13 protein-coding genes are annotated in these 20747 nt (G+C 57.0%); 2 read left to right on the top strand and 11 right to left on the bottom strand.

What is annotated here, in order from left to right:
* Positions 1-4: 4 nt before the first annotated feature.
* Positions 5-2005, top strand: a complete 2001-nt coding sequence (locus KP814_RS17770) for an acetoacetate--CoA ligase (protein WP_216738002.1) — start codon at positions 5-7, stop codon at positions 2003-2005.
* 57 nt (positions 2006-2062) lie between these two features.
* Here KP814_RS17770 and KP814_RS17775 read toward each other — a convergent pair whose 3' ends face one another.
* Both KP814_RS17775 and KP814_RS17780 read right to left on the bottom strand, forming a co-directional pair.
* On the bottom strand, positions 2063-3004 hold the full coding sequence (locus KP814_RS17775; protein ID WP_216738003.1) for an electron transfer flavoprotein subunit alpha/FixB family protein: 942 nt from the start codon (positions 3002-3004) through the stop codon (positions 2063-2065).
* A gap of 1 nt (position 3005) precedes the next feature.
* Complete coding sequence (locus tag KP814_RS17780; RefSeq protein WP_216738004.1) at positions 3006-3755, bottom strand: electron transfer flavoprotein subunit beta/FixA family protein; 750 nt, start codon at positions 3753-3755, stop codon at positions 3006-3008.
* A 630-nt stretch (positions 3756-4385) separates the two neighbouring features.
* On the opposite strand from KP814_RS17780, the gene KP814_RS17785 reads away from it, so the two are divergent.
* On the top strand, positions 4386-6044 hold the full coding sequence (locus KP814_RS17785; RefSeq protein WP_253938457.1) for an electron transfer flavoprotein-ubiquinone oxidoreductase: 1659 nt from the start codon (positions 4386-4388) through the stop codon (positions 6042-6044).
* A gap of 73 nt (positions 6045-6117) precedes the next feature.
* Here KP814_RS17785 and KP814_RS17790 read toward each other — a convergent pair whose 3' ends face one another.
* The 9 genes from KP814_RS17790 to KP814_RS17830 form a co-directional block, all read right to left on the bottom strand.
* A complete protein-coding gene (locus tag KP814_RS17790; RefSeq protein ID WP_216738005.1) occupies positions 6118-7176 on the bottom strand; it encodes a hypothetical protein in 1059 nt (352 codons plus the stop codon).
* A gap of 112 nt (positions 7177-7288) precedes the next feature.
* Positions 7289-7981, bottom strand: coding sequence for an aspartate/glutamate racemase family protein (locus KP814_RS17795; RefSeq protein ID WP_216738006.1), 693 nt, complete (start codon positions 7979-7981; stop codon positions 7289-7291).
* 71 nt (positions 7982-8052) lie between these two features.
* On the bottom strand, positions 8053-9816 hold the full coding sequence (locus KP814_RS17800) for a reverse transcriptase family protein (protein WP_216738007.1): 1764 nt from the start codon (positions 9814-9816) through the stop codon (positions 8053-8055).
* A 453-nt stretch (positions 9817-10269) separates the two neighbouring features.
* A complete protein-coding gene (locus KP814_RS17805; RefSeq protein ID WP_216738008.1) occupies positions 10270-11943 on the bottom strand; it encodes an SWIM zinc finger family protein in 1674 nt (557 codons plus the stop codon).
* A gap of 10 nt (positions 11944-11953) precedes the next feature.
* Complete coding sequence (locus KP814_RS17810; RefSeq protein ID WP_216738009.1) at positions 11954-15085, bottom strand: WGR domain-containing protein; 3132 nt, start codon at positions 15083-15085, stop codon at positions 11954-11956.
* Between the two features lie 309 nt (positions 15086-15394).
* Positions 15395-16696, bottom strand: a complete 1302-nt coding sequence (locus tag KP814_RS17815; RefSeq protein ID WP_216738010.1) for a glycosyltransferase — start codon at positions 16694-16696, stop codon at positions 15395-15397.
* Positions 16693-18942 carry a hypothetical protein gene (locus KP814_RS17820; RefSeq protein ID WP_216738011.1) on the bottom strand — a complete coding sequence of 750 codons (2250 nt, stop codon included), beginning with the start codon at positions 18940-18942 and terminating at the stop codon, positions 16693-16695. Before KP814_RS17820 ends, KP814_RS17815 begins: the two co-directional genes overlap by 4 nt.
* Entirely contained in the window at positions 18930-19649 is a 720-nt protein-coding gene (locus tag KP814_RS17825; protein WP_371824066.1) for a TVP38/TMEM64 family protein, read from the bottom strand. The genes KP814_RS17820 and KP814_RS17825 overlap by 13 nt, the downstream gene beginning before the upstream one ends.
* Positions 19650-20054: 405 nt before the next feature.
* Positions 20055-20711, bottom strand: a complete 657-nt coding sequence (locus KP814_RS17830; protein ID WP_253938458.1) for a nucleotidyltransferase — start codon at positions 20709-20711, stop codon at positions 20055-20057.
* Positions 20712-20747 lie beyond the last annotated feature (36 nt).

A 20747-nucleotide genomic window follows, 5' to 3' on the forward strand; every position in this document is an offset into this window, starting at 1 on the left:
CTTTATGACCGCGCTCCCTTTATGGCGCCCCGGACACGAGCGAATACAACAAGCACGACTCACCGACTTCGTCGCATTTTTAAAAACCAGAAAGCTGTCGCCGCCATCTCACTATGACGCGCTACATGCCTGGTCGGTGGACAATAAAGAGGCTTTCTGGCTGGCGATATGGGAGTACTTTCAGGTCAAAGGCGACCTCGGCGGGGCTCCGTTTCTGCGCAATGCCAACAAGATGCCCGGCGCGCAGTGGTTCCCTGAAGCCAAAATCAACTTTGCGGAAAACCTGCTCAAGCATCGCAACGGCAAGCACGGTGACGAACCCGCCATTATCGTCAGAGGCGAAGACGGTCGTCGTGAAGAACTCAGCTTCAACGAACTGTATCGCCAAGTCGCCAAACTGGCGCAATTTCTGAAAGCCAATGGCGTTGGTCCCGGCGATCGCGTCGCCGCGTTCATTCCAAACTGCGCCGAAGCGGTTATCGGTATGCTGGCCACCGCCAGTCTGGGTGGCGTCTGGTCTTCCTGCTCCCCCGACTTCGGACTTAACGGCGTGATTGACCGCTTTGGCCAGATCGCCCCCAAACTGCTGATCGCCTGTCGCGGTTACAACTACAACGGCAAAGTGATCGACACTACGGATCGAGTGCAGGATATCGTCGGCAAGCTCCCCGGCTTGCATGGAGTGGTCTGGGTTAACTATCTGAAGAACCCGCAGGCGGCGCCGACGGACTTGTCAGGCGTCACGGCGACTTCCTGGGAAGACATAGTGAACACGCCTGGAGAAAGCGCCATCGAATTCGCCCGGCGCGGGTTTGCCGAACCGCTCTACATCATGTACTCCTCCGGCACCACCGGTCAGCCCAAGTGCATCGTGCACGGCCAGGGCGGCACGCTGTTGCAGCACCTGAAAGAACTGGGATTGCATACCGACCTCAAACCCGGCGACCGCATATTCTATTACACCACTTGCGGCTGGATGATGTGGAACTGGCTGGTGAGCAGTCTGGCGATCGGCGCGACGCTGGTGCTGTATGACGGCTCCCCGTTTCATCCGTCACCCTCTCATCTGTTCGACATCGCCCAGGAAGAGAACATCAACGTATTCGGCTCCAGCGCCAAGTTCTACGCCGCCTGCGAGAAGAATCATCTCAAGCCGGCGCAGACCCATCGTCTGGACAGTCTCAGAGCCATGCTTTCAACCGGTTCTCCGCTGGCCCATGAGAGCTTCGACTACATCTATCGGGACGTGAAGGCGGATGTCTGTCTGAGCAGCATCTCCGGCGGCACTGACATTGTGTCCTGCTTCGCCCTGGGATGCCCCACACTGCCCGTTTACCGAGGCGAACTACAGTGTATCGGCCTGGGCATGGATGTCGAGTTTGTCGACGACTCAGGCCGTTCTCTGGCGCAAGGCAAAGGCGAGCTGGTCTGCAAGTCGCCCTTCCCTTCCATGCCGGTTGGATTTTGGAACGACGAGGATGGCGCGCGCTTCCACAGCGCTTATTTTTCCTCGATCGACAACATCTGGGCCCATGGAGACTACGGCGAATTCATCAGCCATGCGGAAAACGGCGAAGTGGTGCAGAAAGGCGTCATCATTCACGGCCGCTCTGACGCCGTACTTAATCCTGGCGGCGTGCGCATCGGCACCGCCGAAATCTATCGTCAGGTGGAGAAGATTGAGGAAGTGCTGGAAAGCATCGCGGTCGGACAAGCCTGGGGAGACGACGAGAGAGTCATTCTATTCGTCAAAACCCGCCCCGGCGTTGATCTGAACGACGAGCTATGCAGCCGCATCACCCAGACGATTCGCAAGAACACCACGCCCCGACATGTGCCGGCGAAGATCATTCAGATCGCCGACATTCCCCGCACCATCAGCGGCAAAATCGTTGAGCTGGCGGTGAAGAACGTCATTCACGGCAAGGAAGTTAAAAACAAGGACGCGCTCGCCAATCCGGAAGCGTTGCAGTTGTTTGAAGATCTTGAAGAGTTGCGCGGCTAGAACAGTCTGAAGAAGAGATCCCTCCCCGGATTGGGGAGGGAGTATTCGTAAACTGGCTTAGAGAACTTTATCCAGTTCAGCTTCCAGTTGCGGAACCGCTTCGAACAAGTCCGCCACCAGACCGTAATCGGCTACCTGGAAGATTGGCGCTTCTTCGTCTTTGTTGATCGCAACGATTACTTTACTGTCGGACATACCCGCCAAGTGCTGGATCGCGCCGGAGATACCAACGGCGATATACAGTTGCGGAGCCACGATTTTACCAGTTTGACCGACCTGCATATCGTTGGGAACGAAGCCTGCGTCAACCGCCGCGCGAGATGCGCCAACCGCTGCGCCCAACTTGTCAGCCACTTTGTACAGCATTTCGAAGTTGTCGCCGTTCTGCATGCCGCGACCACCGGAAACAACAATGTTCGCACTGGTCAGTTCAGGACGGTCGGACTTGGCCAGCTCTTCTTTCACGAAAGAAGAAATGCCTGCGTCGTGAGCCGCGCCAACGGATTCCACTGCAGCAGAGCCGCCTTCCGCCGCAACCGGGTCGAAACCGGTGGGACGTACGGTGATGACTTTGATTGCATCAGAGGATTGCACTGTGGCGATCGCGTTGCCCGCGTAGATAGGACGCACGAAGGTGTCAGCGGAATCAACGCGGATGATGTCGGAAATCTGAGCCACGTCCAGCAACGCTGCAACGCGGGGCATGAAGTCCTTACCGGTGGTGCCGGCGGAAGTCAGCACATGGCTGTAGCCTTTACCCAGTTCAGCGACCAGCAAGCCCAGGTTTTCAGCCAGAAAGTGGCCGTAGGCGGCGTTGTCGGCGTGCAGCACTTTCGCTACGCCAGACACTTTGGAAGCCGCTTCAGCAACCGCGCCGCAATCAGCGCCGGCAACCAGAACGTGAACGTCTCCGCCGATTTTCTGAGCGGCTGCGACAACGTTCAACGTAGCGGGTTTCAGAACCTTGTTATCGTGATCTGCAATTACCAGAATGCTCATCTTAAATCACCTTCGCTTCGTTCTTCAGCTTGTCCACCAGCTCAGCTACGCTGCCCACTTTAATGCCCGCCTGACGTTGCGCAGGGGCTTCCACTTTCAAGGTGGTCAGTCTGGGAGCGATTTCCGCGCCAAGATCCGCAGGGGAAACAGTGTCCAGCGGCTTCTTCTTGGCTTTCATGATGTTGGGAAGAGAAGCGTAACGGGGTTCGTTCAGACGCAGGTCGGTGGTCACGATAGCAGGCAGATTCAACGCCACGGTCAGCAGACCGCCGTCGATTTCGCGAGTCACGTTGACTTTATCGCCCTCAACAACCACTTCGGATGCGAAGGTGCCCTGCGCGTAACCGCACAACGCCGCCAGCATCTGGCCAGTTTGGTTGTTGTCGGTGTCGATGGACTGTTTGCCCAGAATCACCAGCTTGGGTTGCTCTTTTTCTACAACCGCTTTCAGCAGCTTGGCGGCCGCCAGAGATTGAATCTCTTCGTCGGTCTCCACGTGAATGCCGCGGTCAGCGCCCAGCGCCAATGCGGTGCGGATTTGTTCCTGAGCGGCTTTAGGGCCGATGGATACAACGACGACTTCGGTAGCGACGCCTTTCTCTTTCAGGCGTACGGCTTCTTCCACTGCGATTTCGCAGAATGGATTCATGGCCATTTTTACGTTTGTCAGGTCTACACCGGTATTATCCGGTTTTACTCGTACTTTAACGTTGTAATCAATTACTCGTTTTACAGCGACCAGAACCTTCATAGATTCCTCGTTTGTGTTGTGATGTGTAATTAACGAAGCATATCCTCGCGGCTCTGGATTTTTATCCCGATAACCACCCTGTCGAAAACCGGGTTCTCGGCCAAAAACTTCAGCCGAAACGCCAGGATATGGTCCAAACAAAGCAGGCTAATACTGAACGCTTATCCCACTCAGGTCAATATTCAGGGACGCGCTTGACGCGTCCGAAAAGGACCTGCGATCAAAGGACGATCGATTTATTGTTAACGCCGAAAAAGATTCGGGTTTACTCCGTCCCGGAATTCAGGAAGCGGCCTCGCAGGCGACGCCTGAGACCCCGACGCTCAACGCCGGAAACGCTCTTCTTAACTGCGTGCCGCTTATTAAAGGCGATTTTCCGCAAAAATTCAAACAAACGTTTGTTTGAGTGGGCGAATGATATATGCTACCTGGACTTAATCCATTATACTTCTGACGATTTTTAATAACTGCAGCACAGCGTAGTCGGAAAAATAAGACAGGATAAAATCAGTCAGGGACGCAGCTCGACCGCTTCCGCGGGACAGCATCGTCGCAGCTTTTCGCGACCCCCAAAAGCCGTGTTGCCTATAAACTTTTTAGACTGAGAGTTGTGAAGCTAAAAGGAGATCAATGGTGGAACGCGAATCGATGGAGTTTGACGTACTAATCGTGGGCGCAGGACCGGCGGGCTTGTCAGCCGCCTGCAAAATTCTCCAGTTGGCCAAGGATAAAGGGCAGGAACTGACCGTATGCGTCGTGGAGAAAGGATCGGAAGTCGGCGCGCATATTCTGGCCGGCACCGTTTTCGAGCCCACCGCTCTGAACGAGCTCTTCCCTAATTGGAAAGAAGAAGGCGCTCCCCTCAATACTCCCGTCACCCGAGACGACATTTTCGTATTACGCAGCCAGGAAAACGCCATCAAGGTGCCCAATGCGTTCGTGCCCCGCAATATGCACAACGAAGGCAACTTCATCATCAGCCTGGGCAACCTGTGCCGCTGGCTGGCGGAGCAGGCGGAAGGCCTTGGCGCGGAAATCTACCCCGGCTTCCCCGCCGCCGAGATTCTGTATCATGAAGACGGCAGCGTAAAAGGCATCGTTACCGGCGACATGGGCGTCGGCCACAATGGCGAGCATAAAGATTCCTACACTCCCGGCATGGAATTGCACGCCAAGTACACCCTGTTCTGCGAAGGCTGCCGCGGTCATCTGGGCAAACAGCTGATCGAAAAATTCAAGCTGGACGAAGGCAAAGACCCGCAACATTACGGTATCGGCATTAAAGAGCTGTGGGATATCGATCCCGCCAAGCACGAGCCTGGCCTGGTCGTTCACACGACGGGTTGGCCATTAGCCGAAAGCAGTTCTACCGGCGGTTCTTTCCTTTACCACCTGGAGAACAATCAGGTTTACGTCGGTCTGATCACCGACCTGGGTTACAGCAACCCGCACGTTTCTCCATTCGAAGAATTTCAGCGCCTGAAGCTGCATCCGGAAATCAGTAAATATCTGGAAGGCGGCAAGCGCGTATCCTACGGCGCGCGCGCCATCACCAAAGGCGGCTTCAATTCTCTGCCCAAGCAGTCCTTCCCTGGCGGTCTACTGCTGGGTTGCGACGCTGGCACCTTGAACTTCTCCAAGATCAAGGGCTCTCATACCGCCATGAAGTCCGGCATGCTGGGCGCGGAAGCGGTGTTTGAAGCGCTCCAGCAAGGCTCTGAAGGCAAAGAAGACCTCACCGCTTTTACGGATAAGTTCAAAACGTCCTGGCTCTACAAAGAGCTGTACGAAGAGAGAAACTTCGGACCGGGCATGCACAAGTTCGGCAACATCCTGGGCGGCGCTCTGGCGTTCTTCGAGCAGAACATTCTGCGTGGAAGCCTGCCGATCACTCTGCGTGATCTGAAGAAAGACCACGAGGCTCTAAAGCCCGCCAGCGAGTGTCCGAAAATCAGCTATCCGAAGCCGGACAACAAGCTGACGTTCGACCGTCTGACATCGGTGTTCCTGTCGAACACCAACCATGAAGAAGATCAGCCCTGTCATTTGACCCTCAAGGACAAAGACGTGCCGATCAACTACAACCTGCCCAAGTATGACGAGCCCGCGCAGCGCTACTGCCCTGCTGGCGTTTACGAAGTGGTGGAGAATGACGACGGCGGCAAGCGCTTCCAGATCAACGCGCAAAACTGCGTACACTGCAAAACCTGCGATATCAAAGACCCCACCCAGAACATCATCTGGGTCACCCCGGAAGGCGGCGGCGGTCCCAACTATCCAAACATGTAGTGCAAAAAAGCCGGCTTACGCCGGCTTTTTTATTTCTGCTGTTTATCAGTAGATAAGCGACATTATTTCTCGATCAATCCACCTGCAACCGCACTCTGACCTTCATGGTGTTTTTCCTATCGGGTCTGGCGGCCAGGGCTTCCAGGCTGGGCCAATAGGGCATTTGCTTGTCGCCGCTGTATTCGTAGGTCAGGGTCAGACTGTCCTTGCTTTGCTCAGTGATCAGGCCAGTGCGGATTTCGCCTAACACCGGAGCGTCAGGCAGTTGTTGCAGGGATTGCCAGACTTCCTGCTCAAACTTCTTCATCCCTTCTTTGATTTCTGCCGGATCATCACTGCTCGCCAAGGGATAGTCATTGATGCCGTCCGCATTGAGTGTGGGATATAAGCGCAGCTTGATAGGTTCATTGCTGGAGCCGCTTTCGTCCAGCACCTGATCAGCGCCTTTACGATCAGTCAGCGTGGCGATATCCCTGACATTCAAGGATGGCTCCCATTCCGCATAGAGTTCGTAGCCCTGCCCGTACAGCGAGGGCTGCAGGGTTTTGATGGTCAAACCGGTGACCTTCCCCGACGCCGATACTTCCCGCCTGGTGCGCACATAATCCGACGCATCCGGCGTTTGCGAGTCGAAGTACAGACTGACTTTCACGTCGCCCTGCACGACCAGTTCGCTGTCGTCATTCAACGGCATATAGGGTTCTGATTCCCAGCTGCCGCGACCGTATTCAGGGGCCATTTCCGGGATCAGTTTATCCAGATCCGGCCGAATCCAGACCGCCTGATCGGCGTTGGCGACCAAGCTGTATGTCCAATCAATTTGTGTGGTTTCCGGGCCGCTCAAGCCCTGATGCACCTTGTGCTCGACTTTGGAAGCCTCCTGCTCAATCTTCAGCTCCACGAACAATCGCCCTTTGCGCCAGCCATCATCGGCGGGATTCCAGTCGAGGGCGTCGTCCTGACTATCCATATCGCCGTCAACCCGATACTCCGGCGGCGCATCTACACCATCATCACTCGGAGATCCCACGTCGGGAGAGGAGTCAGAGCAGGCGCTCAGGAACGTGACGCCCGCCAGCGTCAAGCAACGGAACAGTAACGGAAAGGCTGCGACTATTTTCTTATTTTTCATAAGGGTGGACGACTTCCTGAAAATGAGGTGGACGTCATCGCATGCTATCAGGGAGCGATTAAATTAGAAATGTGGAGAGATCACATCTTGTAGGATCATTGACGTCGGAGCGTCACGCTCGCAGCGCTTCCATCAGCGCGGCCCGAGCCAGCAAACGAGTGGAGTCCAACGTCGGCAGCGGACAGTCATCAGGATCGACGAGCAGCGGAATCTCAGTGCAACCCAGCACCACCGCATCGCAACCGCGGTCTTGCAGTCGCTGGATCGCCGCATTGAAACGTAATCTGGATTCTTCCTTAAACACCCCATTCACCAGCTCATTGAAAATCACCTGATCAATGATTTCGCGATCCGCCTCATCCGGAATCAGACTGTCGATATTAAACCTGCTCAAGGCTTGAGGATAGACCGGCCCGGTCATCAGAAAGCGCGTACCGGTGATTCCCAACTTGCGATAGCCTTGCGTTTGCGCCGCCTGCGCCACGGTTTCCGCGATATGCAGCCAAGGAATGGGCGATTCGGCCTGCACCATCTGAAACGCCTGATGAATAGTGTTATCCGGACAGATGGCGAAGTCCGCGCCCATCATCGCCAATTTTCGAGCGGACGACAGCATCAAATCAGCCACTCCGCGCCAATCGCCCTCATTCAGATAAGGCATGTAATCCGCCACGGGATGCGTATGCAGCGATACTTCCGGATGCCGATGCTCTCCCATCAACGCGGGCGCTTCCGCGCAGATAGTGCGATAACAGAGCGCAGCGCCCTCAGCGCTACATGCAACAATGCCGATGTGTCTGGACATTTTCCTTACTCCGTTGCTTGCGGTTAGCACTTCGGGACATGAACCGCGCCCAAAAGTGCTTTGCTCTTTCCTTACGCCAGCATCTTCATCACAAGATAGATGAGTATGCCGATAGCCAGCATGATCCACCCTGTTTTTGCGTGAGATTCGCCCTCAGGACCTGGCGCGGGAGGTTGCGCTTGCTGTTGCGGGCGTGTCGGCGCAGGCGCTTGCGCTGGCTCAGCGTCTACAGACGATGGGACAGGAGTCGCCTGCGCCTTCTGCGCCGCTTTCTCCGCCTTGCGCTCTTCCTTCACCTGCTCCGCTGTCTTCTCCCGTTCCGGCGCGGCGGCCGCTTGCGCCTGCCACCAGTCTTCGCGGGGCGCTTCGCCTTTCGCCGCCTTCAGACGCATGCGTTTTTTATTCAACGCCAATACCCGGGACGGCTTCACTTTCACGCCGTATTTGAGCTTCAGCTGCGCCACTTTCTGCTGTAGCGGCACGCCTTTTTCAGGGTTCACCATCGCCACATAGTTAGCGAATCCGTCAATGACGGCGAACAGCTCTCCCCGCCCCCAGGTTTTACCAGCGGGACCGTCTCTATCGATTTGAAACAACAGCGCACGAAACCGCTTCAGCTGTTTTCTTTCCACCGAAGCCTTGTCATTTACGACGACGCCGGTGACTTCCTGTCTGCGATGTTTGCGCATAATCCGAGTTTTATCCGGGTGCACCACAAAACCTTCATCCTTGATGATGCTACGGCAGCGCCACAACAGACGCTTGACGTCATCGTCCGACTTGCCGTCGGCGGAGAAGGTCACGTCATCCGCGTAACGGGTATAGGTGAATCCAAGTTTGGCTGCCATGCTTTGCAGACGGCGATCGAGCTTTCGGCAAATGACATTACTGATCGCCGGACTGGTGGGCGCGCCTTGAGGCAGAAAGCGTTCACCTTCGCTGACAAACCATTTCTGGCCGTCCATTTCCACTTCCTGCACTTTCTGCTGCGAACACAGCAGCCCCAGAATAGTGGCGATTTGCTCGCTGTAGCCAAGATGGCGAAACGCGCCTTTGATGCGCGCATAGGAAACTGTTGGGAAGAAGTCCTTCAAGTCCAGGTTAATAACCACGTCTTTGCCCACGTGAGGCTGCGCATTAGACACAATGGAGCGCTCGACGACAAAGCCATGCGCGGCCTCATGCAGAGAAAGCGGCGCCAATATGTTGTCCAGAATCCAATACTGCGCTCTCTTCATACGCGGCATGGGAGCGGAAATTTCGCGCACGCCGCCGGTTTTCTTGGCGATAGCGAATTGCTGATAGTGACTGAGCTTGGACACCTCTTTGTTGTAGGCGAGGAAACGCAATTCGTTCAACGTCACGCCCATCGCCGTCGCCAACTCTTCGGCGGCGTTTATGACCGGCAGATTCTGACTTCGTAGACGCGCGTCATCTGAGGCTGCATCGCCCAATCCCCCTGACACGTTTTCACCAAGGTAGGTGATCTGTTGCGCCTGCACTTCGCGCCAGTGTTGCGCCCGCTGGAATCGCTCTTCGTTGCGCTTGCGACGCGTCTCTTCCCGCTTGGCCAGCGCCGCCTTCTTGCGCTGTTTGTGCATTTCCTTCAGCGCGTCCTCTGGATCGGAGTACAGCATCTGTTGCCGCCCCAATTCCCGCAATGCGGCCTGTAACTCAGCGCGTTTTTTGATAAACGCTTCCGACAAAGAAGGCTTTTCCGAGTTGTCCGGCCAAAAGCCCAAGCGCACCATTTCGGAGAGAATGTACTCGTCCTTGCTGGTTTCACGGATGCGTTGGTAGATTTCCTGACGGGTCAGTTTTTTCTCTTCGCTCATCTCAACGCCCTCCTCTCAATGCCGGTGACAACCGCGTACTGCAGCGACCAACGCGCACGGCGGCGGACCGACTTGCAACAGTGACGGATAACGATTTGAGTGCGGGGAATGATAATGAGGACGCATAGGAGCGCGCCGAGACGGCGCAAAAAGAAGGCGGTAGCGCGACATGGTTTCCCTTCGTAGAATTCTCAGAACTGGACTGATCAACTCGACGCCGTACGCACCACCTATCGCTCATTGGTTTCGTAGAAACCAAACCGCAATAGCGATAGGTGGTGCAGTACGGCCCAGTAAAGATCTGGCCAGTGAAGCGTGATAAGTCTAATAGCAAGAACGGCGATCCACCGCTCGGATTGCAAGGTAGTTTTGTCGCGCTACCGCCGTCGAGCAGTATAACAACCTGGGCGGAGCAAGCAAACCCCGCCGTTGATTTAACAGGAAAAATTGCGTTCATCGCCCTGCCTCCTCTGCGCCAGCGAGCACATAAGGATGCTGTATCTGATGTTGCTTACGCAGCGCCAGCATGTGTTCACAGGGGCCTTTGCGCAGACGATTGTGCACATAGAAGTGACACTGGCATTCACCCTGACGCAGTCGTTGATCGGCGTCTATCGACACTTTGGGTCGGTAAGCGACGGCGTTGTCGGTCACCTCTCCCTGCAATGACAGTACGCCGTCGTTGACGTCCACCGCGCTCAGTTTCACCAGATTGGCTTTGTTGAAATTCTCCGCCATCTCCTCACGCTCATTGGCGTAACGCAACTGCGTCATCGGCAACGGCTCGCGACTCAACTCGCGGATACGGTAAACCCCTTCCGCCAGATCGAACAGAACCTGCCCCTGCTGGCTATAAATGGACAGCGCGGATTGCACCACGGTGTCGTCCAGCCCCAAGCGGGCGGCCAGACTACCGGCGCTTTCCAGCCAGTTTTCCTGTAGTCCGTGATAGACGCGGCGCAGTGTGATCTCATCTACCTCCGCTCGCGGCGCCATCAGGTCAAAGTTACCCATACGCGACCAATCGTTGGCGCTCCAGCCGGACAGACCCAAGGTAAAGGTCAGATCTCCCATTTCCGCCACATAGAAACTGGGCAGGCCATCTCCCATGAGGTGCACGACGAATTTGTCCGCTACCGGAATCAAGCGCTCCAGAATATGCAGACGACGACGTCCCCACACACGAATGCTTCGCGCTTCATGGCCCTGATAGATTGAGCGACTGCATACCACCTCTTCGCCCCAGGGTTCGAATATCACCCGCACCGGCTTGCCGGGCTCCAGCTCGTAACGCATCGCCCGCGGTCCGACCCGCTCTTTCTTGCGACGCAGCACATAACACAGGTTATGCACGTCCATGGGCTGCAATTCCACCTTCACCATCGGCAACGTCATCGCCGAACTGACTTGTAGAAAACCGCGCACCCAGCTTTCCGGCAGATCGATTTTCTTCTCATCGAACTGATCGTCATCGCCGGTCTGCACGCTAAAGCCGCCGGGGTCTACCTGCAACAGCGTTTCCCGATAATCGCGGATTTTCTGGAACTCGTTATACAGCCCCTGGGAGTAATCAATGTTCGTGGTGCCGCAGGCGGTGTCGCTGATGGTTTCAAACACCTCGTAACCGCAGCTCAATTTGCCGTAACTGGATTCATCTTCGGAAAAACATTCGAAGAATACCTGGTCCGGATGCACTGTGATCACCGGGTCCAGCACATACCAGGCGTCCAGGTCATGCTTGTATAGATAGTTAAAGTAATTGCGCTGTGCGTCGTAATACGGCTTGAGCACTTTGTCGCTCTGCTTGTTCAGATCGTCCAGCTCGCTGCGTAGAGAGCGAATCTCCGTCTGCAGCGACTCTTTGCGGGACATGAATTCCGCCAGCATGTTCTGCTCTTCCTGAGCCAGCCAGCGTTTGTATTCTTCTTTGTCTTTGGGCTGAAAACGCATGTCGGAAATGACTACGTTATGCAGCGCGGATATCGCTTCGCGAAAGGCGATATGTTTTCTCAGTTTGCCGACGAAATGGGTCGGCGGCCGCAGGCTGTCCGGGGCGAAGGACAGATCCGTCTTGCCCGCATTGCTGTCCACGCGGCTGTGTCCGTGATAACGGTAACGAAACTCCATCAACGGCTCCTTAATATTCTCTTACTTCGGCGGGCTTGACGCTGAGCGGCGTTCCCAGTTGCGGATAGTGGCGACGCAGGTCCAACAGGGCCTTGATCAACGCAGCTTTGTCTTTGTGCACGACGGTCAGGGAAATGCGGGTGAACAAATCCGCCGCCATATTAGCCACCTGCTCATTGAGCAGCGACTGTTCAGATAAAAACGCCAGAATGCGATCCTTACAGACGCGACTGCGATTCACCTGCGACAGCACCGTGGTGAAGTAGCCTTGCAGACTGAGAATGCGCTCTGGGTATCCGGCGGCGTATTCATTGAGGAAGTTGCTCACGAAAAACTGCACATTAGCCGAAGGGTGCTGACTGAGCTTCAACAGATACTCGACGCCATTCTGTTCCTGGAAGAAGCGCTGCAGCAGCTCCATGCCATAGCGCTGCACGTCCGGCCGCACGCTGTCGCACAGGTAGACCACCAGCTCAGGCGTCCACAGGGTTTCGCCCGCTTCCTCATAATGGCTGCGGAAGAAGGCGAAGCCGAACTCGCGGCAGTCATCCCAGTCTGAGTCCAGAATGCGCAATGCGTCGCGAATCTCCGCCAGAATACGATCCGGGTTGGCTTCATAGGCGTCATAGGCGTACTGACGCACCGCCACGTCTGGATGCTTGGCCAACTGCGCCCACTGACGGACGCTAAACTGCAATGGACTGCGCGCCTGCAACAACAGCGCGCCTATCTGCTGCGCGCCGGTGGATTGCGCCTGCAGCAGGCGCCAGCAAGTACTATCGTCCACAGCGTCGAACGCGGCGCTGAGCGCGTCTTTGAAGAACACCAGCCATTCTTCCCGCTGACCGTCCTGCTTTTCGCTGCGGAATGTATACGGCAACAAATGATGCAGAATCGCCTCCGCCCATCCCCGTTGCGCCAGCGCCAAACGTTTCAGAATAGCGGCGGCGGCATTGCGATCATCCGCTTCGCCTTCAAAGAATTGCAGGGCGAGCACGCCCGCCTGTTTGACCAGTTCGGCATCCGGCTGTTTGCCCAGCAACAAGGTCTGGCATGCGCGCACCGCCGACGAGTCCGACTGCATGATGTGTTGCAACAGGCGTTCGGGAATATCGCCAAAACCGACGCCATGAGCCACCAGCAAACGCGCGCCGAATAATTGCAATGCCGTATTGCGCTCCGCCAGCAGACGGTCGATCAAGTGCAGGGACAATTCCCGGCAGGCGTCGGCGAAGCGGGCGATACAGAAGTCCGCCAACCAGACGGCATGGGATTCCTGGGACAGTGCTGGCGGCAATTCAGGGGTCGTGTGCAACGCCTGCTCAATCAGGGTGTGCAGGCACTGCGCCTGATCCGACGCCGTCCAGGGATATTGCGCAGTCTTGTCCGCCGCAAACCGGCGCACTTCTTCGTATTGCGCTAGCAATAACGCCGCCAGTAACGGCGCTTCGACCAGGGTCGCCGGCGGCATTTGCGCAAGAATTTCCATCCCTAACGCCCGCGCTTCATCCAGACCGCTGTTCAACAGCGCCAGCAACAAGCCATGTTCGATATGGCCGTCCAGGCGGGTCCGCGCCAACTGCAAGGCAAATCGCTGAGTCGCTTCATAGCGGCTGCGCAGCAGACGCTCAATATCAGAGACAGCAATGTCCGCGCAAAAAGACGTGTTCGCAGCCAATACCTTGCTTGCAAACTCATGCACCGGCTCACACTGGCTCTCCAACATTAAGCGCAAAGCGCAGTCAGGACGCTGATCCCACAAATGAGAGAAGGCTTCCTCACGGGCGTCCGCCGCGCGCTCATCGGAGACTTTCAACCAGGCTCGCCCACTGGGGGCCAATTTATACTGCGCGCTATCGCCTCGTAGAATGTGATTGAACGCAATCAGGCCCGCGTAATGATCATAGAAATTACGCGCGACCAGCTTGTGCTCATAACGTCGACCATTACGCTCCCAGCGATAGATATCCGCTTTGCGGGTTTCTCCCGCGTCCGCATCCGACACGGTAAGCAGCATTTCCGTGGCCATGTCGACATAGCGTAAATCGCCCACCTGCCCGATGCGCTTGATGCTGCGCCAGCTGCGACGACGCAGGTAATTGCGGGTCTTATTGGAGTAGGCGACTTTGGGATCGGGCTTTTTCAGCTCGCTTTTCGGTTTGAAGCTGCCCACGCCCGGCAACCAGGCCCAGTCCCATTGGTATTGGAAGAATTCACGACTGGTTTCAAAACGACGCGCCAGCAGGGCGAACATCGGGGCGTCCAGACGGAACTCGGCGGCTTTGTAGATATAACGTACGCCACTGAATACGCCAGGCGCCAGTTTGCACTGACTGAGCCAGCCGTACAGCGCCTGATAGAGCGCAGGATAATACAGCGCCAGCAGATAAGCGTTTTTCAATAGATCATTGGCGCCGGCGGGCGCGGCGTTCAAACCGTTTTCCAGTTGCAGACGCACGCCCACGTCGTCGCCGGAAGTCAGCGCCTGTTGCAAGGGCGACGGCATCTGATTCCATTGCGTTTGCAACAGCGTCATTCTTTGCGAGGGGTCAGTCAGGGCCAGGATCGACTCAAAGGCCATGGCGCTGACGGTGCTGTTTTTCGAGTTCTGCAAACGATGCAGATCTTCCATGTAATCTGTCGCGCGAATGCGGCCCAGCGCCCAGGCCACCGCGAAGTCCTGTAGCCAGTCCCCTTTGCCGACGCACGCCGCCAATTCTTGCCCGGCTTCAGGGCGCCCCAATTCTCCCAAACGCCATATCAGACGGGCGCGCTTGCCGTTATCCCACTCCTGACGCAGCTTTTCCAGTAACTTCACCAACAGACTGGTCGGCCCTTCCGGCATGGCGGGTTTGACCTGGGCGTCGTTCGTTGAGGCCGCTGGCGCGCCGCGATTGACGTCGTAATAGCCTTTGTTGGTTTTGGAGACAACGACACTGTCGAACAGCCGTTCCGCCTCTTCCAGCGTCACCGGCGCAGGCGTTTTGGTGCCTTCGCGCAGCGCGCCGCCCTGGCGGCCATAACGGAAATTGACGAGGAAGCGGTCGTCCTTGCGGCTGGCGACTTCACTCAGCTCAACCTCGTAAACTTTGTTGGAGTTTCCTTCCTGAAAATGCAGGCTGGCCTTTTTTATCAGCTTCATATCGGCTTTATCCTTACGGGATAACGGGATGCGTCGCTCCGAATTAGTATCGCGGCCCTCACTGGCGAAGCCTTGCGCTGATCAAAACGAGCGTCCCATCTCGCTTTCGAGAGTCACCCGGACATCGCCATGATTCACACGCGATGAACGGAAATTTCAGCCGCAGGCGCTTAGGAGCGGAGAATGAAAGGGACTAAGAATAACATAGCGAAACGAAAAGTTTAGACGTTTTTTATCCTTTGGCGACAAAGGGTTGCGCCCTGTTATTAACAGGGCGAATGAGGTCGCTGGCGGAACTTCAAGACAGGCTCAGCCTCTGTCCTGCTCGCACTCCTGGGAACTCACGCCGCCGCCGGCAATGGCCGCGCCAGCGGCGCCCGCCATGCCTTTGACGATATTCCATTCCGCTTTGATGAGATTAAGCACGCGCTCCCATTGTTCTTCGGTCTCCGGCTCGGAGATATGGGACAGCCGCTGCAAACTCTCATAATGCCGTAAAGCGGCCTCGGCGGTGGCGCTCAGAGAGAAGCTCTCCGCCGTCAGCCGCGCGCATTCCTGCATACGCCGACGCTCCACCCGGCTCTGCGCGCCGAAGTGTTGCAACGCGCCAATAAAGTCGACGATAGAGGGCTCTTTAATCAGATAGCCGTTTTCCTGGTCTATCACCACCTCCCGCACCCCTGCGCCGTCGAGGGCGACCACCGGAACCCCCGCCGCCATCGCCTCAGTAAGCACCATGCCCTGGGTTTCACTTTGCGAGCTGAACGCAAACACATCCATGGCGTGATAGGCGTCAGCCAGATCAGGCAGTTGTAGCTGACCGGCGAAATGCAGTCGATCGGCGAGACCATAGCGCTGAAAAACATCGCGCATCTCGGCTTCCGAGGGCCCTTCTCCCACCACCAGAAAGTGCGCATAGCGGTTGAGCAACATAAAGGCCGCTACCGCTTCCGCCAGGAACTTCAAATTCTTCTCCGGCGCCAGCCGCCCCACGTGGCCAATGACATAGGCCTCCTGAGAGACGCCCACGGAATGCCGAAACAGACCGCCCTCGCCCCGTTGGAAATCCAGCAATTTCACACCCGTGGGAACGATACTGATGGGCATGCGCACGCCGCGCTCCCGAATCAGGCTGGCGACACTGTCGCTGGGGGCGAACACACGGTCGGTCATGTTGGCGTAGATGGTGGCCAGCTCGACCACGAAACGTTTGAACAGCGGCCTGTCCGCGGGCACGTAATGGGTGTACTCCTCATACAGCGTGTGATGAGTGAACACCAGCGGCGTCTCCCGATACCGGGCGACTCGTAGCGCGGTCATCCCCAGCAGATAGGGATGGTGCGAATGCACGATATCCGGCTGAAAGGCGTCCAGAGCTTCCCCCAGCAGGCCGGGAATGGGCAGCACCATGGAAAAGTCACTGCCATTGAAGTTCTGAATGGCGGGCACTCTGATAACGCCCTCTTCTTCCTGAGGCTGATTGGGAAACTCCGGCGCGATCACCAACACCTTATGACCGCGTCGCCGATATTCCCGCGTAAAGCTCTCCACCGACCGGGCCACGCCGCCCACATGAGGCAGATACGTGTTGGTGACCATGACGATATTCATCGAGAATCCTCCAAATTGATATCAACGAAATTACGTTCCTGAGGCGCTTCAATAGTTGAAACGCCCGGAAGTCTCACTTCCATCAGCGGCGCTGCGTCAAACCACTCCGCCTCCCAACTGACCCGCACCATGCCCGCGCCGCCGCTGACGCCCTCGCCGATCAGATTGAGACTGATCGGGCCAAACCGGGTCGGCGTAGGCCCGAAGGTGACGGGTTGATCGTCCTCCAGCCAGCGCAGAGGCACGCCGGACACCAAAATCAGCCTGTCCTCTTCTTCCCGCACGAAACAGTTGCGCAGCAACAAAATCCATTCCACCGCCGCCCAGGCGTGTTGTCCGTCCCCCATGCAACCTCCGCCGGTGGACGGGTGCACGGCCTCCGGCCATTGTCCGGTGGGCGAGGTCAGGTCCGCCGCCGCCTGCATCAGCGCCTCGTAGCGGGAATCTCCAGCGCGCAGCAACACCTGCGCCACATGCAGGGTCAGGTAAATATTCACGCCGGAGTGAATCACGTCCTGAAAGAACCCGCCCTTGTAAAAACAGTTGGCCAGCAGGAACTCCACCGTATCCAGCAGGCGGGGATCGTCCGCCGCGCAAAGCTGTAATGGATACCCAGCGGCTACCGATCCAATAGCCCCCGCGTCCAAACGTCGATACGGCGACGCCGGCATGCCCGGTCGACCCAGTCGCTCCGAGGCGCGATGCAGACTGATGTCGATGGCCTGCCGAAAGACTTCCGCCTCACGTTCGAATTCTTCCGCCGCCAATTTGTCATAGCCATCCATCATGCGCGCTGCGGCGCGTAAACCAGCCACGCCCCAAAAGTCATCCCAATAATAATAGTCATTGGGTCCCAGATGTTCCGCGCTGAATCCGGCTGGCAATAGTCCAGCGTGAGGCGCGCCGTCGTTGGGTTCGCGTTTGCGCAGAATCCAGCGCGCGCCAGAGCGGGCGGCGTCGCGCCAGGTGTTTTTTGGTTGGGTTCCGGTCAGCTCGCAGAAGCGCTGCATGATCCAGATCGCTTCGCCATTGGAATCCCACTCTCCCGCCTGGGAATGAAAATAGCCGTTGAGATCCTGCAGTTTGGGGAAACGATCTATTGCCCGCTCCGCTCGCTGGGTCAGCCCCAGGCTCAGCAGGCCGTGAATGATGAACGCCGCATCCCGGAACCAGAAACGCTTGTAGGTATAGGGGCCGGCGTACACTTCCCCGGGAGACAACAGAGTCAGGGTCCGCACAGCGGCGTCGTAGAGAAACTGCACCTGTTCATCCGAGGTTTGCAGCTGGCAGCATTCGCTCAGACTTTCCCGCCAGTCGCCCGGTTTCTCATCTCCCGATTCCGGCAGCAAAATCCGCGCCTGCATATTGCGGGCGCCGCCTGCGGGAATCGCGAACATGGCGGCGGCGGTGACCATGCCAATATCGCATTCCCCGGACTCCTGGTCTTTGGCGTCGCGCAGATGAATATAGACATCTCCTTGCCGATAGTCGGAGACGTGATGGCGATCGACGGGTTCGCTGAACGCCACCTGGCGCTCATTATCCACCGTCCAGCCATTGCGCTGCGGGTTCAACGTCACTTCATGAATAAAGCGCACGCCTTCCGGGTTGTACGGACGCAACGCCAACACCAGCCAGGCGTCGCGACCGGCATTCCCGGTCATGTCCAACAGGCACACCGGGGCGCCGTCGCGCATGACCACTTGCGCCTCGACGCGCAAGCGCATGTCCAGTTCTTTCGTTTCGGTCACCACGCTTAAGCCTTCGGTGTGCAGCGCCTGACGGGTCTCTGTCGAGCGTGAGGGCGCCAGAATGTCGCCATCGGCGGTGACAATCCAGGCGTCCAGTGACCAGCCGTCCCACAGCGGCGTCAACAACCCGCGGGGATCGACCAGCGGCGTTTCCTGCAAATCCGGCAGCCCCACGGCGGTCCAGTTGCGGTGGGTCAGGTTAACGTGAGTGAGACTGAAAGCGCGGGGCACGAAAGACGGGTCCGCCGGGTCAAACTGACGGGTGATCCAATACGGCCACACCCAGTCCAGGTTATGCTGAATAACCCGGCTGTTAATGAATCCCCGGGCATGAAAAACCGCTCCCGCCCGCAGCAGTTCAATTGGCTCCGTCACCTCCGAGGGTTGGGAGAACCTGTGTAAATGCGACAGCACCGCCACCGGGTCCAGGAACCCGTGTGCGCGGGCGAAGCGGCTAATGATGTAACGCCAGGGTAACCATTTCATCCACGGCATCGTTCTTCTCCTTCATTCACAGGCGACTCCTGCGCTGCGCGCGGGAGGTGCGGCGCATCCCGCTGCTGCAACTCATAGGTCGCCAGAATCCGTTTGGCCATGCGATTCAGATAGACAAGAAACACCGCCAACGCCGCGAAACCGCCTAGATATATCGCCCACTGCCAGGGACTGCGCTGCGCGGCGCCCACGGAGACACTGAGCGCGTCCGCCGCAAGCGAGCCGACATACACGTTATGCACGGAGTACGGGATGATTCCGATGGTGTTGCCGATGGCGAAGTCCCTGAGGGAGAACCGGCTGAGGCCGAACAGATAATTGGACACTTTGAAAGGAAAGAGAGGCACAAGCCGGGTCAACATCACCAGTTTCCAGCCCTGGTGGCTGACTTCCGCGTCGACCAGTCTGATTTTGGCGTGGGAGCGCACATAGGCCGTCGCCTTTTCACCGAAGCCGCGCCGAGCGATGACAAACGCGGCGATGGAGCCCAACGCCGTGCCGACGATCACGTAAATGGAGCCGGTAACGACTCCGAAAACGAATCCCGCGCCGGTAGTGAAAAATACGCCAGGAGCCAACAGCACTACCGCAGCGGCCATCAGCGCGACGAAGATCGCTCCCGCCGCCGGACCCTGTCGGTTCATCCACTCCAATAAGCGCACGATATCGCGGTGTACGTCGAAGGCGTACAGCAACGCTACGATCACGGTAACCCCGACAATTCCCAGAATTATCGAAGCTTTTAAAGACAATCCGCGCGTCATTGCGGTCCCAGTCACATCAGATTGGGTTTGACGCGCCGTTCCACAGCAGACGCTCGCACGCCCGACATCCTGCAGTTTGGTTGCTTTGTACGGTTATCGTCTGATACCGCGCCATTGCAATCCTCCCTTTTCCATAAGGCGTCGCGTCGGTTATTTATCGCCTGAAAACCTCATTGTCGATAAAGACGAAGAGCCAAACCGGCTCCTCCCGAACACGCGACACCCTTTGCATGTTTAACCGGCGCCTGGCGCCGATCATTTATTGACCATACTTACTTTAACCATCAGTCACAAGGGCGGAAGTCCTCGCCACGCCCTGGATTACCCTTTGGTCATCTCGCCGTAAGCTCAGTCCGCAAGCGCCTCAACGCCCCCGCCGCCATATATCAACGCCTCCCATTGCTCAGGATGTTCATGCATGATCAGCGCCCGCAAACGTCCCACGGAAAGGCGGTCAATAGGCTTGCCGTCAGTGCTGCTGCGCCCCCTTACCCGCAAGTCCTGCGTGGGGTACACCGATAACTCCACGGGAAATTCCATATCCAGATAGACATGAGTGAACTCCATAAAACGGCCCTCTTTGCGTATGCAAATGCTCTTGGTTTCATAGGGCCACCCCATGTCATCAAGGTAGACAAACAACGTCTCCGGCATATCGACGAAAACATGCAGATCGATATCGCTGCTGGCGCGAATGCGACCGCTGCTGACTGAGCCGATCAGTCGCGGATTAAACGGCGTCAGCTGCTCCATCACATCCATCGCCAGTACCCGCATATCAAATAAGCGCTGTGTCACCGCATCCGGTTCCTCAAAACGCGCCATGCGGTATATTTCCTCGGATATTTCCCCATTGGAGGGCAAATGCAGCGTATAGCCGCCCACCAGCCGCTTCGCCGCCTTACGCTTGGCGTCCAGGTATTGGTCCACGCCTTCTTCATACATCAGGCGCGCCGCCTCAATCACCAACAGGCGGCGAATACGGTTATTACGTTTACTTTTCATAAATGGACCGGCGCGGATCTGCGCCGTGAAAGTCTG

It is taken from the genome of Hahella sp. HN01 (assembly GCF_018986435.1).
GTDB lineage: Bacteria > Pseudomonadota > Gammaproteobacteria > Pseudomonadales > Oleiphilaceae > Hahella.